The following is a 13,428-nucleotide window of genomic DNA, read 5'->3' as shown; positions in this document are numbered from 1 at the left end:
ATTTTTCCACAATGGCCACAGCACTATCAATACATTCGTTATACCGTTGGGAGTTTGGCCCTGCATCGTCCAGGCGTTGGGAAAACCCGGCGGCTTTTGCCATAATCCCGCCCGCCGCCGGTACGGCGCGCGCCATGGAAGCCATCAACGTTAAGGGGAGTGCCGTGAGCCTGGCCATTTTCGATCTGGACAATACGCTGCTGTCCATCGACAGCGATCACGCCTGGGGGGAGTTTCTGCTCGAGCAGGGCGCCGTGGATGCCAAGGCATACCGCGAGGCCAACGAGCGCTTCATGGCGGATTACGAAGCCGGCACGCTGGACATCGACGCTTTTCTCGACATGGCGCTCAAGCCGCTGGCCGACAACACGCCGGAGCAGCTGGCGGCCTGGCATCAGCAGTTCATGGCGGCCAAGGTCGAGCCCGGCATTCTGCCCCGGGCCGAAGAGCTGATCGCCCGCCACCGCACCCAGGGCGATACGCTTTTGATCATCACCGCCACCAACCGCTTTATCACCGACCCCATCGCCGAGCGGCTGGGCATTGATCATCTGATCGCCGTGGAGCCGGAGGTGGCTGACGGCCGCTATACCGGCCGGGTTTCGGGCACGCCCAGCTTTCGCGAAGGCAAGATCACCCGGCTCAACCAGTGGCTCGAAAATCGCAGCGATACCCTGGACGACGCCTGGTTCTACAGCGATTCGCACAACGACATTCCGCTGCTGGAAATGGTGGACAACCCCGTGGCCGTGGACCCGGACGATACCCTGCGCCAGACCGCCCGGGAGCGCGGCTGGCGCATCATCTCCCTGCGCGACTGACGCCGAGCTCGCCCTTGGCAGCTGGTCTTCAGCCGGCCGGCGCCACCAGGCCGGCGCCATAGAGCGCCTGAATCAGGCCAGCCACATCGTCGGTCACCGCGTCCGCCGGGGCAGCAAAGTGATCGGCGAGCAGCGCCCCGAGCTCGGCAATCGCCAGCGCCTCGTGCTGCAACAGCTGCCACACCAGACGGCCGGTGAGGTTGAGGCGATGAATATCGCCGCTCGGGGCGTGGATCAAGAACAGCTCCTCGCCCAGCGGGTAAACGCTGACGCCGGCCCCCGGCCGCCACGGCACCGTTCGGTCCACGGTCCCAGCGCTATCCGCCGCCGCGCTGCCGCTGGGTGGCGAGGCCGGCGTGCCCGCCTCGCCGCCTTCCAGCACCCGCGCCAGGTACCGGGCGCCGGCCAGGGGTTCGCCGTAGCGCAGCAGCAGGCACGGCAGCTGCTCCATCAGCGACAAAAAGCGCGCCATCAGCGCTTCGGGCAGAGGCTGCTGAAACAGGTCGGCGCGGGCAAAGTTCTGGCACAGCAGCTGCAAAAGCCCCTCCCCCGGCGCCAGCGTCAATACCTCCGGCGATACCGGCGTATCGTGGCGCTCGAGCAATACCAGCGCCCCCAGCGGGCAAGTCTCTCCGCTACGCGCCAGGCCGCCGTCGGCCGGCACCACAAAGCGGTAGCGCTCGTCCTCGGGGCCGGCCCGGCGCCGGGTATAGTCGGCAAACTCGGCGGAGAAAGACGCCGGCAGCGGCAAACGCAGCCGCGGCGCCACGCCCATGGCCACGCCTCTCCCCTCGGGCGAAAGCCCCAGCACGTCGTCGCCGAAGAGCCGATAGCCGGCGGCGGCGAAGGCCGTGGCCAGGGTGCTCTTCCCCGCCCGGCTGCTCTGCGGAAACAGCGCCAGCCGGCCGCCTATCTCGACGCTGCCGCAGTGCAGCCCCACCAGCTCGCTCTCCTGCTCAAGGCGCAGGGACAAAAGATCCGCCGCCAGGCTACAGGCCGCGGACGCCGCTGAGGGCAGCATGAATTCCTCGGCGGTGCCGGGGTCGCTCTGCCACAGCCCTGCGCCGTCGCGGTAGACGTAGAGCTCCGGGGAGAAGCCCGCGGCCGGCTCGCAGCGCAGGGGCCAGCCGGGCATGGCGCGGCCGAGCGCCTCCAGCACCTCCGGGGCGTTATAAACCCGCAGACAGCGCCCGACTCGCGGCAGGGTCACGTCCACCGGCGCCGCGTCGGCGGCCAGCGACACCGTCAACGCCGCGGCGGGCCGAGCAGGATGTCTTCGAGAATCCGCACCGGCTCGTCTTCGTATTCGCGAAGCCGCCGGCGCTCGCGGCGATAAGGCCCGCGGTAGCGGCTGGGCCGGGAATAGCTGGGGCGCGAGTAGCTCGGCCGCGAATAGCTGCTCCAGCGCCCGCCCGCCTGGGCCTGGCCCACGCTAAAAAGCGTCGGGGCCACATAGGCGCCGGCAAGCCCCGTGCCCAGCGCGGCCAGCAGCCGGCGGCGGCGCTTGCGATGGATATCAGGGGTTATTGCCGTCTCGTTATGCTCTGACATGGCACGCCTCGCTGGTATGGAAGTTATCGAACGGTGTTCATGATAACGCCGCGCCGTTTCTGCTGCTACCGATTCATAAGGTTTGTGGAATATTTGTCGATTTGAAGCAGGCCACGGACTTGCATCGCCCGGTGAACCGGCCTCCCACAAAACCGCCACCTGCCTGCTGTCGCGCATCGTCCGGTGAACCGACCTTCCGCAAAGTCCGACAGTGCTGCTGCACCTGGTGGAAGGTTGACTGCTGAACCTGTGGGAGGGCGGCTTTGCCGCGCGACGGGTGCCGTCAGGCGCCCGGGGTTGAGGAGGCCCGGCGCCATGATCGGCAGGCCATCGGCCTGCTTCGCCCGGTAAACCGGCCTCCCACAAAACCGGCACCTGCCTGCTGTCGCGCATCGTCCGGTGAACCGACCTTCCGCAAAGTCCGACAGTGCTGCTGCACCTGGTGGAAGGTTGACTGCTGAACCTGTGGGAGGGCGGCTTTGCCGCGCGACGGGTGCCGTCAGGCGCCCGGGGTTGAGGAGGCCCGGGCCATGATCGGCAGGCCTTCGGCCTGCTTCGCCCGGTAAACCGGCCTCCCACAAAACCGGCATCTGCCTGCTGTCGCGCATCGTCCGGTGAACCTACCTTCCACAAAGACCGACAGGGCTGCTGCACCTATGGAAAGTTGGCTACTGAACCTGTGGGAGGGCGGCTTTGCCGCGCGACGGCGCCGTCAGGCGCCCGGGGTTGAGGAGGCCCGGCGCCATGATCGGCAGGCCTTCGGCCTGCATCGCCCGGTAAACCGGCCTCCCACAAAACCGGCATCTGCCTGCTGCCGCGCATCGCCCGGTAAACCAGCCTCCCGCAAAACCGGCATCTCGCAAGGCGCCGGGCCATCACTCCAGCAGGTTGAGACTCGCCATGGGTGCCTGGCGACGCAGCCTCCGGAACAGCGCGTGGCCGATCACGCCGATGAGGAGCGCCCCGCCCAGCGGCAATACCAGCCACACCCAGCCGTGCAGCTGCGGCGGCAGGTCCAGCCAGTAGCGGTACAGGTAGGCGCTGGCAAGTTCGGCCAGCGCCGCGCCCAGCAGGCCGCTGGCGCCGCCCAGCAGCGCAAACTCCGCCCCCTGCATCCGCGAGAGCAACTGGTTGCCGGCGCCGAACACGCGCAGCAGCCCGCTTTCGTGGGCGCGCACCGGCTGGCTGGCGGTCAGCGCGGCGTACAGCACGCTGATACCGGCGAGCAGCACCAGCGCCAGTATCAGCTCGACGGCGCGAGTCACCTGAAACAGCACCTCGCGCACCTGCCCCAGCAGCGCGTCGACGTTGAGCAGCGACACCCCGGGGAAGCGCTCCGCCAGGCGATTGGCCAGGCCCTGGTCGTCGTCGGGCAGGTAAAACGCGGTGATGTAGCTGTGGGCGAAGTCCTCGAGCACCCCCGGCGGAAAAATCACGTAGAAGTTGGGCGTGAAGCTGTCCCAGCTGAGACTGCGCAGGCTGGTAATCCGGGCAGTGAGGGTTTCGCTGCCGATGCGAAAGGTCAGAGTGTCGCCAAGCCCCAGCCCCAGCCGTCCGGCCAGGCCGTCTTCCATGGAGATGGGCACCGGAGCCTCGGCGGGCACGGCGTCCACCGCGCTTAGCCAGCCGCCGGGGACGTCCTTCGGCGAGGCAGACGGCTCGGCGTCGCCGTTGCTCCCCTCTTCTTCGCTGAACCACTCGCCGGCCACCACGCGATTGCCCTCGGGCACGGTGGCGCGCCAGGTCAGGTTCAGCGGCCGGCGCAGGGCGTTGTCGTTTTGCGCCTCGGGAGCGAGCGCTTCGTCCGGCGGCGCGCCGTTTATCGCGCTGACGCGCCCGCGCACCATGGGATACAGCGCGCTTTGGGCTTTCACCACCGGCGAAACGGCCTCGGCGAACGCCTCGCGCTCCCCGGGCTGGATGTTGATGGCGAAGTAGTTGGGCGTGTCGTCGGGCAGCTGGGCCTGCCAGGTGGCGAGCAGATCGCCGCGCACCGTTACCATCATCGCCATGGCAAAAAACGTCACGGCAAAGGCCAGCAGCTGCCCCAGCCCCGCCCGGCGACGCCGGGCCAGCTGCCCGCCGCCCAGCCGCAGCGCCCGGGACCAGGGCCCGCTGCCCGCAAGCCGCCCGGCAAGAGCAAGCACCGCCCGGAGCAGCAGCGCAGCGCAAAGCCAGAGCACCCCGAGCGCCGCGCTGCCGCCCAGCAGCAGCGCCAACGACAGGCGCAGATCGCCCGAATAGAGCCACAGCAGGCCACCAAACACCGCGGCCGCCACGCCGGCTACCAGCCAGGCCGACGGCGGCAGCGGGTCAAGCTCCCGGCGCAGCACCTTCAGCGCGCTGACGCGCCGGATGCGCGGCAGCATCGGCCCGGCAAAGCCCGCGAGCACGGCAAGCGCGGTGAAAACCCCGAGAAACAGCGGCGCCATGCCCGGCGCCGGCAGCGTCAGCGGCAAAAAGCCCGCCAGCAATCGCGCCAGCAGCGCCTGGCCGACAAGCCCGGCAAGCGCGCCCAGCAGCGAGGCCGCCAGCGAAAGCCCGAGGAGCTGGCCGGCGAATATCAGCGTCAGCTGGCGCTGGCCGGCGCCAAAGCAGCGCAGCAGCGCGGCGGTGTCCAGATGGCGCTCCACGTAGCGCCGGCTGGCCATGGCCACGGCCACCCCGGCCAGCAGCACCGCCGCCAGCCCGGCAATGCCCAGATAGCTTTCCGCCCGAGCCAGCGCCGAGCCCAGCCTGGGGCGGTCGGTGCGCACGTCGCGTACCTGAACGCCGCTTTCGCGCAGCCGCTCGAGCAGCGGCGACAGGCGCTCGAGCGCATCAACCGGGCCGGCGCCCAGCAGCGAGTAGTCGATGCGCGAGCCGGGCTGTTCAAGCCCGGTGGCGCCAAGATCGGCGGCGTTGATCAGCAGCCGCGGATTGAAGCTGCCAAAGCCGCCGGAGGGGTTGGCCTCGCGCTGGATGAAACCGCTGACGCGCAGCTCGGCCTCGCCGACCTGGAGCGTATCGCCAAGCCCCAGGCCCAGCAGCGACCTCAGCCGCGGGTCGGCCCAGACGCTGCCCGCCTCGGGCGGGCGCTCGAGGCTTTCGGCGCCGCCCTCAAGCGCCACCCGGGAGCTGCCGTAGTGCGGCCAGGCGCCGTCCACCGCCTTGAGGCTTGCCAGCTGAAAAGCCTCGCCCCGGCGCAGCATGGACGCCATCTCGACCTGGCGGCTCACCGCCAGGCCGGCGTTTTCGAGCTGTTTCACCAGCGAATCGTCGAACGGCTCGGACTGCTCGAGCACCAGGTCACCGCCCAACAGCTGCCCGGCCTGGCGCTCGAGCCCGCGCTCCAGGCGATCGAGAAAAAAAGCGATCATGGTCGCAGCGGCCACCGCCAGCACCAGCGCCATGAACAGCGCCCGCACGTCGGCGGCGCGCAGGTCGCGCTTGAGGCTGGTCAGCGCCAGGCGCAGGGCGGGCATCATGGCCGAGTCTCCCGGGTGGCGGGGTCAAACGCTGCCAGACGGCCGTTTTCCAGCCGCAAACAGCGGCTGCAGCGCCGGGCCAGGGCGTAGTCGTGGGTCACCAGCACCAGCGTGGTGCCGGCCTCGCGGTTGAGGGTAAAAAGCAGCTCGATCACCGACGCGCCGGTTTCCGGGTCAAGATTGCCGGTGGGCTCGTCGGCAAACACCAGCTCGGGGTCGGTGACAAACGCCCGGGCCAGCGCCACGCGCTGCTGTTCGCCGCCGGAAAGCTGCTTGGGCAGGTGCGCGGTGCGCTCGCCAAGCCCCACCCGGGAAAGCCACTGCCGCGCGGCGTCGCTGCGACCCTGCCGGGCGGTAAGCTCCAGCGGCAGCCGTACGTTCTCCAGCGCGCTCAGGGTCGGCAGCAGCTGGAAGTTCTGGAACACAAAGCCCACCCGACCGGCGCGCAGCGCGGCCCGGGCGTCTTCGTCGAGGGAGCCTAGCGGCTCGCCGAACAGCGCCAGCTCCCCGGCGCTCGGGGTATCCAGCCCGGCCAAAAGCCCCAGCAAAGTGGACTTGCCAGAGCCGCTTTTCCCGAGTATCGCCACGCTTTCCCCTGGCGCCACGTTCAGGGACAGCTCGTGCAGGATAACCAGGGTATCCGCCCCGCTTGCCACTTGCTTGCTCAGGCCGGCAGCATGGATCAGCGGCGCTTTCTCGGTAACGCTCGCCTCTGGGGCGTTAGACATGAGGCTATATCCCTATCGTGTAGACAAACGTGTAGACAAACGCAGTGGAGCCAGGCGCGGCCGAGGCATGGCCGCGCTACGCTGCCCCGGTGGAAACTGCCGGCTCGCTCTCAGCGGCCAGCGCCGCGGCAATCGATGCCACTTGCCGATAGCCGGTGCGCAGCAGAAACGTGGGCGCCCGCCCGTAGCTCTTGATGCCGGCAATATACAGACCGGGTTCGGGGTGGCTGAGTTCCTCCGCGCCGTGGGCGCCGACCGAGCCGCAGCTGTGCACGTTGGGGTCGATCAGCGGCGCGAGCGCCACCGGGCTTTCGGTGGCGGGGTCGAGCGCAAGGCGCAGCTCGGCCAGCAGCGCGCTGTCCGGACGAAACCCCGTGGCGGCAATGATCTCGTCCACCGCCGGCACGGGCTTTTCTTTGGACGGCGTTTGCCCGCTATGAACCTGCACCCCGCCGGCGACTTTTTCGACGGCGTCGATGCGCACGCCGCAGTGCACCTCGATGGCGCCCTTGTCGACCAGATCGCTGATGGTGCACGCCAGGCGGCCGCGCTCCGGCAGCGAATCGCTGGCCGCGCCGCAGAACATGCCCTCGATGGAGTCGCGCCGGATCGCCCACAGCACCCGGGTGTCGGGCGAGCTTTCGGCAAGCTCGGCCAGATCGCGCAGCGCGGTGAACGCCGAATGGCCGCCGCCAACGACCATCACGCGGCGGCCGGCATAGCGCGAACGCGCCTCGCCGAGCACGTCCGGCAGGCCGTAGCGAATGTGCTCGGCCAGCGCCGTTTCGCCGCGCGCGGCGATGCCGTGACAGCCCAGCGGCGCCGGGTTGTGAAAGGTACCCGAGGTGTCGATCACCGCTGCCGCGTGCAGGTCGTGCTCGCCGTCGGCGTCTACCACGCGCAGCACAAAGGGCGCCTGTTCGCGACCGGGGGTTTTCATCTTGTCGTGGTGCAGACGGCTGACCGCCGCCACCCGAGTGCCAAGCCGCAGACAGTCGCGTATCGGCGTGACCCGGGAAAGCGGCGCCAGGTAATCGCGCACGAACGCCTCGCCGGTAGGGCACACATCGTCGGGAGGCGCCGTCCAGCCGCCGGCGTGAAGCAGCTCGGCGGCGCGGTCATCAATGTTCATCGACCACGGCGAAAACAGCTGTACGTGTCCCCAGGCGCGAATATTGTGCCCCGCTGACGGACCGCGCTCAAGGATCAGCGCCGTCAGCCCCCGGGCGTGCAGGTGCGCCGCCGCTGCCAGACCGATCGGACCGGCGCCGATAATAGCAATAGGCTCGCTCGATGAACTCATGGGAGACTCCTTGTGACAGAATCATTGGCGGTTTCACAGCGGCATAGCGCCAGAATAACGCCCGCTGCGCTTCAAGAGGAGACGGACATGCACGCTAGCACCCCTGCCGCCCGGTTAAAACGGCTGCGGCAAGCATGGCGAAAACAGACAGGGAGACACCCGAGAGGCCAGCGGCCCCGGCAAGAGCGAAGCGGGAAACGGCGCGTTCCGGCGTGGCCCGGTATCTTGCTGATCGCTGCGCTCACCATCGCTCCCGCCGGCGCCGCCGAGCGCCCGACGCTTTTGATCATGGGCGACAGCCTAAGCGCGGCGCACAACATCGAGCAAGACGCCGGCTGGGTGAACCTTTTGCGCGAGCGGCTCGACGGTAGCGCCGAGGTCATCAACGCCAGCATCAGCGGCGAAACCAGCGCCGGCGGCGCGGCGCGCTTCCCGGGGCTTATGGACAAGCACTCTCCCGAGCTTGTGGTGCTTGAGCTTGGCGGCAACGACGGCCTGCGCGGCCTGCCCCCGGAAACGCTCCATGCCAACCTGGCGCAGATGATCGAACAAAGCCAGGCGGCAAACGCCCGGGTGCTGCTGCTGGGTATCGATATCCCGCCCAACTACGGCCAAACCTATCGCCAGGCGTTTACCCGCGTCTACCCGCGCCTGGCCGCGACCTTTCACGTGGCGCTGGTGCCGTTTCTCCTCGACGGCATCGCCCTGGACGAGGTGCTGATGCAGGATGACGGCATTCACCCCACCGCCGAGGCTCAGCCCAGAGTGCTGGACAACGTCTGGCCGGTGCTCAAGCCGCTGGTCAAGGCCTCTGCAAGCTGAGCAGCGGGCCGGGTCAGCTCTTCTGGCGCTGCTGAAGCGACAGACCGCCGAGGATCAGCGCCAGGCCCACCAGGGTCGAGGCGCGGATCGGCTCGCCGACGACAGCGTAAAGCAGCAGCAGCGATACCGGCGGCGAGAGGAATATCAGATTGGACACCTTCGCCGTGCGCGACACCTTGTGCATGGCCAGCTGCCAGAGGATGAACGCCACGCCCATTTCGAACAGGCCCACGTAAACCCCGGCAGAGAGCGCCCGCCAGCCGTGCCAGTCAAACCCCGGCCCGGCCAGCATCAGCGCAGTGAGCACCGGCAGGCCGACGCTGAAGTTCTGCCACTGCCCGACCAGCGGCTCGCGCGCGTCGCGGGTGTTGAGCAGCCAGTAAAGCGCCCACAGCAGCGTCGAGGCAAGCGCCAGCGCTACCCCCAGCGGATCGGCAAAGGCGACGTCGAACACGGCGCCCCGAGTGGCGATGACCCAGACCCCGGCGTAGGCGATCAGCCCGGCGGCCACATCCTTGCGGGTGAGCCGCTGGCCCAGCAGCGGCACCGCGAGAAAGGCCATGGCCAGCGCCCAGGTGTAGTTCAGCGCCATGGCCTCCTGGCCCGGCAGGCGGTCGTAGGCGGCAAACAACACCAGATAGTAGGCCACCGGATTCATCAGCCCGGCCCACAGCGCAGTGCGCCAGCCGCGTGCCAGGGCCTGGCCAAGCTGGCCACGCTTGATCACCAGCGCGCCCATCAGCGCCCAGGAGACCAGCGCGGCGTACCAGATCAGCGCCAGCGGCGTCATGTAGCCAAGCGCCACTTTGAACGCGGTGGCCACGGTGGACCAGAGCGCCACCGCGCCCAGGCCGTAAAGCATTGCCTGACGGTCTTGATTCATGCGCCGGGTTCCTTCATGCAGAAAACGTGACATTGCGCCTTGGACTGGGGACACTATGCTCGGAAACGGTTTGAGACGAGCTTTCGCGAACGAACGAGCCTTCGCGAACGAAACAGTGCCCACCGAGCGCTGCGGGCAGTATCGTTTCACGCCAGCGGGGCTCGGTAAACGACCCGCCGCGAACTGCCCGCAGCATAACAGCCAAGGAGCCAGCATGGCCGATCAGGACATCTCCCAGTCACGCCTTTACGAATGGCTGACCGGCGACGAAGACAGCCGCATGTGCGACGACATCCCCGAGGCTGCCTGCGACGATCAGCCGGCCAACTTCGGCCGCCACCTCTGGGCCGCGCTCGGCAACAAGCTGGCCGACGAGCTCTCCAGCGCTCGGCTGGTGCTGCCCTGGCTCATGGGTCTCATCGGCGCCCCGGTGTGGATGGTGGGGCTGCTGGTCCCCATCCGCGAGTCCGGCGCCCTGCTGCCCCAGCTGTTCGTCGCCGGCTTTATCCGCCTGAAACCCCGACGCAAGTGGGTCTGGGTGGCCGGCGGCGCGCTGCAGGCGGCCGCGGCGCTGGCCCTGGCGCTGCTGGCCCTTTGGGGGCGCGGCGGCCCGGGCGGCGCGCTGGTACTTGCCGTGCTGGCAGCGCTGTCGCTGGCCCGGGGACTTTCCTCCATTGCCACCAAGGACGTCATGGGCAAGACCATCGCCAAGAAGCGCCGAGGGACGCTGATGGGCTACAGCGGCAGCGTGGCCGGCGGGGTGACGCTTCTCGCCGGCGGGGTGCTGATGCTGTTCGACGAGCGCCCCGGCAAGCTGGCGCTGGCCGTTCTGCTCGGCGTGGCGGCGCTTGGCTGGGCGCTGAACGCGCTGTGCGCGGCGCGCATTACCGAACAGCCCGGCGCGGTGGAGGGCGGCGAAAACGCCTGGGACAGCCTCAAGCTGGGGCTTTCCCTGCTGCGCGACGACCGCGCCTTTCTGCACTTCAACCTGTCGCGCACGCTGCTTTTGTCAAGCGCGCTGGCGCTGCCTTATATCGCCCTTCTGGGCCAGCGGCAAAGCGGCGCCGAGCTCGGCGGGCTGGGGCTTTTAGTGGTGATTTCCGGCGTGGCGGCCATGGTGGCAAGCCCGGTGTGGGGCAAGCGCGCCGACGTCTCCAGCCGGCGGGTGATGTGCAACGCCGCGCTGGGCACCGTGGCCTGCTGCCTGATGGGCGCGGGCCTTGTCTGGCTGCCCGGCGAGTGGACGCACCAGGTGCTGCCCTATGCCGTGGTCTACGGGCTGCTGGTGGTGGTTCACCACGGCGTGCGCCTGGGGCGCAAAACCTACGTGGTCGACATGGCCAGCCAGGAAAACCGCGCGCTTTACGTGGCACTTTCCAATACGCTGACGGGTATACTAATGTTGCTGTTTGGCAGCATGCTCGGTGCCCTTGGCCAGTGGCTGGGCAGCGCCGCGCTGCTGGCGGTGTTTGCCGCCGCCGCCCTGGGCGCCTTTTTCAGCGCCCGCACGCTTCCCGAAGTCGAATAGCCGGCAGCGCCCGGCGGGCGACGACCCCCGTCGGTGAAACACGAAGGACTGAAGCCATAACAGGACATCACCATGACACGATCTCCCTTGATCAGCCCGGCGCTGCTGGAGCGCATTGTCGACGCCTCGGAAGACGGCATCGTGGTTGCCGAGCAGGAAGGCGATGAGCACATCCTGATTTACGTCAACAAGGGCTTTGAGCGCCTGACCGGCTACGGCGCGGATGAGATCCTCTATCGCGACTGCCGCTTTCTCCAGGGCGACGATCGCGACCAGGAGGCGCTCGGCGCCATTCGTCGGGCTCTGAAGCAGGGTCAGCCTTCCCGGGAAGTGCTGCGCAACTACCGCAAGGACGGCACCCTGTTCTACAACGAGCTGTCGATCACCCCGGTGTTCGACGAGGCCGACAACCTGATGTACTACATCGGCGTGCAGAAGGACGTGACCGAGCGCGTAAAAGCTCAGCAGGAGCTTGACGCGCTGAAACGGGCCAACGCCACCGGATAGCCGCCGGCAGCGCTGGCCTTTCCCCGCGCTCGGCACTATCATCGTGGCCCAATCTGGCTTTGCCCGCGCGGCCCAGAGCTGCCCGGCGCGCCCTTCCCGGCGAGCCATCCGGGCGCAGCTACCGCTTTCGTTTACCAACTGATCGGATATCCATGGCGCAATACGTCTACACCATGAACCGGGTCGGCAAGATCGTGCCGCCCAAAAAGCAAATCCTCAAGGACATCTCGCTGTCGTTTTTCCCCGGCGCCAAAATCGGCGTGCTGGGCCTGAACGGTGCGGGCAAGTCTACGCTGCTGCGCATCATGGCCGGTGTCGACACGGAGTTTGAAGGGGAAGCCCGCCCGATGCCGGGCCTGAACATCGGCTACCTCCCCCAGGAGCCCGAGCTCGACGACGACAAGAACGTCCGCGAGACGGTAGAGGAGGCTCTGGGCGCCATCAAGCAGGCCCAGGCGGACCTGGACGCCGTGTACATGGCCTACGCCGAGCCCGATGCCGATTTCGACGCCCTGGCCGCCGAGCAGGCGCGGCTGGAAGACGTCATCGAAGCCGCCGACGCGCACAACATCGAGCGCAAGCTGGAAGTCGCCGCCGAGGCGCTGCGCCTGCCGCCCTGGGAGGCCATCGTCGGCAATCTGTCCGGCGGCGAGCGCCGCCGGGTGGCGCTGTGCCGTCTGCTGCTTTCCAGCCCCGACATGCTGCTGCTCGACGAGCCCACCAACCACCTGGACGCCGAGTCCGTGGCCTGGCTCGAGCGCTTTCTTCACGACTACAGCGGCACCGTGGTCGCCATCACCCACGACCGCTATTTCCTCGACAACGTCGCCGGCTGGATTCTCGAGCTCGACCGCGGCGAAGGTATCCCCTTCGAGGGCAACTACTCCCAGTGGCTGGAGCAGAAGGAGGCCCGCCTGGCTCAGGAATCCAAACAGGAGGCCTCGCGCCAGAAAGCCATCAAGCAGGAGCTCGAGTGGGTGCGCTCCAACGTCAAGGGCCGCCAGGCCAAGAGCAAGGCGCGCCTGAATCGCTTCGAGGAGATGCAGTCCGGCGAATTCCAGAAACGCAACGAAACCAACGAGATCTACATTCCGCCCGGCCCGCGCCTGGGCGACAAGGTCATCGAGTTTCACAACGTCGCCAAGAGCTTCGACGACAAGCTGCTCTACGAAGACCTGAGCTTTTCCATCCCCCCCGGCGCCATTGTCGGCATCGTCGGCGGCAACGGCGCGGGCAAGTCGACGCTGTTCAAGCTGATTACCGACAAGGAGCAGCCCGACGCCGGCGAGGTGGTGCTCGGCGAGACCGTGGACATCGCCTACGTCGAGCAGCTGCGCGACGACATGGAAAACAAGCAGACGGTGTGGGAAGCGGTGTCCGACGGTCAGGACATTCTCAACATCAACGGCTACGAGGTGCCCTCCCGGGCCTACGTGGGCCGTTTCAACTTCAAGGGCAACGACCAGCAAAAGCGCCTGGACGAGCTTTCCGGCGGCGAGCGCGGCCGGCTGCAGCTGGCCCAGACGCTCAAGCAGGGCGCCAACGTGCTGCTGCTTGACGAGCCCTCCAACGACCTGGATATCGAAACCCTGCGCGCCCTGGAAGAGGCGCTTCTGGCCTTCCCCGGCTGCGCCATGGTGATCTCCCACGACCGCTGGTTTCTCGACCGCATCGCCACCCATATCCTGGCGTTTGAAGGCGATTCCCACGTGGAGTTCTTCGCCGGCAACTACACCGAGTACGAAGAAGACCACAAAAAGCGTGTGGGCAACGACACGCCCAAGCGCATGAAGTACAAGCGCATCGACGCCTGACGGC

At 67.9% G+C, this 13,428-nt stretch carries 11 protein-coding genes; 5 read left to right on the top strand and 6 right to left on the bottom strand.

Going from position 1 to position 13,428, the window contains the following annotated elements; translation table 11 throughout:
* The first annotated feature begins 164 nt into the window (after window positions 1–164).
* Window positions 165–821: a histidinol-phosphatase gene (locus P1P91_RS05470; RefSeq protein WP_311885077.1), complete on the top strand. Its 657-nt coding sequence runs from the start codon at window positions 165–167 to the stop codon at window positions 819–821.
* 28 nt (window positions 822–849) lie between these two features.
* Here the strand turns inward: P1P91_RS05470 and P1P91_RS05465 are convergent, their stop codons facing one another.
* The 5 genes from P1P91_RS05465 to P1P91_RS05445 all read right to left on the bottom strand — a co-directional run bounded on the left by P1P91_RS05465 (window position 850) and on the right by P1P91_RS05445 (window position 7,870).
* Window positions 850–2,064: a PqqD family peptide modification chaperone gene (locus P1P91_RS05465; protein WP_311885076.1), complete on the bottom strand. Its 1,215-nt coding sequence runs from the start codon at window positions 2,062–2,064 to the stop codon at window positions 850–852.
* 2 nt (window positions 2,065–2,066) lie between these two features.
* Window positions 2,067–2,372: a hypothetical protein gene (locus P1P91_RS05460; RefSeq protein ID WP_311885074.1), complete on the bottom strand. Its 306-nt coding sequence runs from the start codon at window positions 2,370–2,372 to the stop codon at window positions 2,067–2,069.
* An 875-nt stretch (window positions 2,373–3,247) separates the two neighbouring features.
* A complete protein-coding gene (locus P1P91_RS05455) occupies window positions 3,248–5,839 on the bottom strand; it encodes an ABC transporter permease (RefSeq protein ID WP_311885072.1) in 2,592 nt (863 codons plus the stop codon).
* A complete protein-coding gene (locus P1P91_RS05450; RefSeq protein WP_311885071.1) occupies window positions 5,836–6,567 on the bottom strand; it encodes an ABC transporter ATP-binding protein in 732 nt (243 codons plus the stop codon). Before P1P91_RS05450 ends, P1P91_RS05455 begins: the two co-directional genes overlap by 4 nt.
* Before the next feature lie 76 nt (window positions 6,568–6,643).
* Window positions 6,644–7,870, bottom strand: a complete 1,227-nt coding sequence (locus P1P91_RS05445; RefSeq protein ID WP_311885069.1) for an NAD(P)-binding domain-containing protein — start codon at window positions 7,868–7,870, stop codon at window positions 6,644–6,646.
* Between the two features lie 225 nt (window positions 7,871–8,095).
* Between P1P91_RS05445 and P1P91_RS05440 the strand changes: the two genes are divergently transcribed.
* Window positions 8,096–8,692 (top strand): arylesterase, encoded by a 597-nt coding sequence (locus P1P91_RS05440; protein WP_407650595.1) that lies wholly within the window; start codon window positions 8,096–8,098, stop codon window positions 8,690–8,692.
* A 13-nt stretch (window positions 8,693–8,705) separates the two neighbouring features.
* Here the strand turns inward: P1P91_RS05440 and P1P91_RS05435 are convergent, their stop codons facing one another.
* On the bottom strand, window positions 8,706–9,575 hold the full coding sequence (locus P1P91_RS05435; protein WP_311885067.1) for a DMT family transporter: 870 nt from the start codon (window positions 9,573–9,575) through the stop codon (window positions 8,706–8,708).
* 214 nt (window positions 9,576–9,789) lie between these two features.
* Here P1P91_RS05435 and P1P91_RS05430 point away from each other — a divergent pair, with 214 nt between their 5' ends.
* The 3 genes from P1P91_RS05430 (at window position 9,790) to ettA (ending at window position 13,424) form a co-directional block, all read left to right on the top strand.
* Entirely contained in the window at window positions 9,790–11,103 is a 1,314-nt protein-coding gene (locus P1P91_RS05430) for an MFS transporter (RefSeq protein ID WP_311885066.1), read from the top strand.
* A 72-nt stretch (window positions 11,104–11,175) separates the two neighbouring features.
* Complete coding sequence (locus P1P91_RS05425; RefSeq protein ID WP_311885065.1) at window positions 11,176–11,610, top strand: PAS domain S-box protein; 435 nt, start codon at window positions 11,176–11,178, stop codon at window positions 11,608–11,610.
* 152 nt (window positions 11,611–11,762) lie between these two features.
* On the top strand, window positions 11,763–13,424 hold the full coding sequence (gene ettA / locus P1P91_RS05420) for an energy-dependent translational throttle protein EttA (RefSeq protein WP_311885063.1): 1,662 nt from the start codon (window positions 11,763–11,765) through the stop codon (window positions 13,422–13,424).
* Window positions 13,425–13,428: the final 4 nt, after the last annotated feature.

The organism is Halomonas piscis (genome assembly GCF_031886125.1).
Classification (GTDB): domain Bacteria; phylum Pseudomonadota; class Gammaproteobacteria; order Pseudomonadales; family Halomonadaceae; genus Vreelandella; species Vreelandella piscis.
Note: the sequence above shows the minus strand (reverse complement) of the source record. Positions and strands in the feature narration are given on the sequence as shown.

What these genes read in the sequence shown, in the direction of transcription:
- P1P91_RS05425 (WP_311885065.1), top strand. Translation starts at nt 11,176, where the DNA reads ATGACACGATCTCCCTTGATCAGCCCGGCGCTGCTGGAGCGCATTGTC.
- P1P91_RS05455 (WP_311885072.1), bottom strand. Translation starts at nt 5,839, where the DNA reads ATGATGCCCGCCCTGCGCCTGGCGCTGACCAGCCTCAAGCGCGACCTG.
- P1P91_RS05435 (WP_311885067.1), bottom strand. Translation starts at nt 9,575, where the DNA reads ATGAATCAAGACCGTCAGGCAATGCTTTACGGCCTGGGCGCGGTGGCG.
- ettA (WP_311885063.1), top strand. Translation starts at nt 11,763, where the DNA reads ATGGCGCAATACGTCTACACCATGAACCGGGTCGGCAAGATCGTGCCG.
- P1P91_RS05450 (WP_311885071.1), bottom strand. Translation starts at nt 6,567, where the DNA reads ATGTCTAACGCCCCAGAGGCGAGCGTTACCGAGAAAGCGCCGCTGATC.
- P1P91_RS05430 (WP_311885066.1), top strand. Translation starts at nt 9,790, where the DNA reads ATGGCCGATCAGGACATCTCCCAGTCACGCCTTTACGAATGGCTGACC.
- P1P91_RS05460 (WP_311885074.1), bottom strand. Translation starts at nt 2,372, where the DNA reads ATGTCAGAGCATAACGAGACGGCAATAACCCCTGATATCCATCGCAAG.
- P1P91_RS05445 (WP_311885069.1), bottom strand. Translation starts at nt 7,870, where the DNA reads ATGAGTTCATCGAGCGAGCCTATTGCTATTATCGGCGCCGGTCCGATC.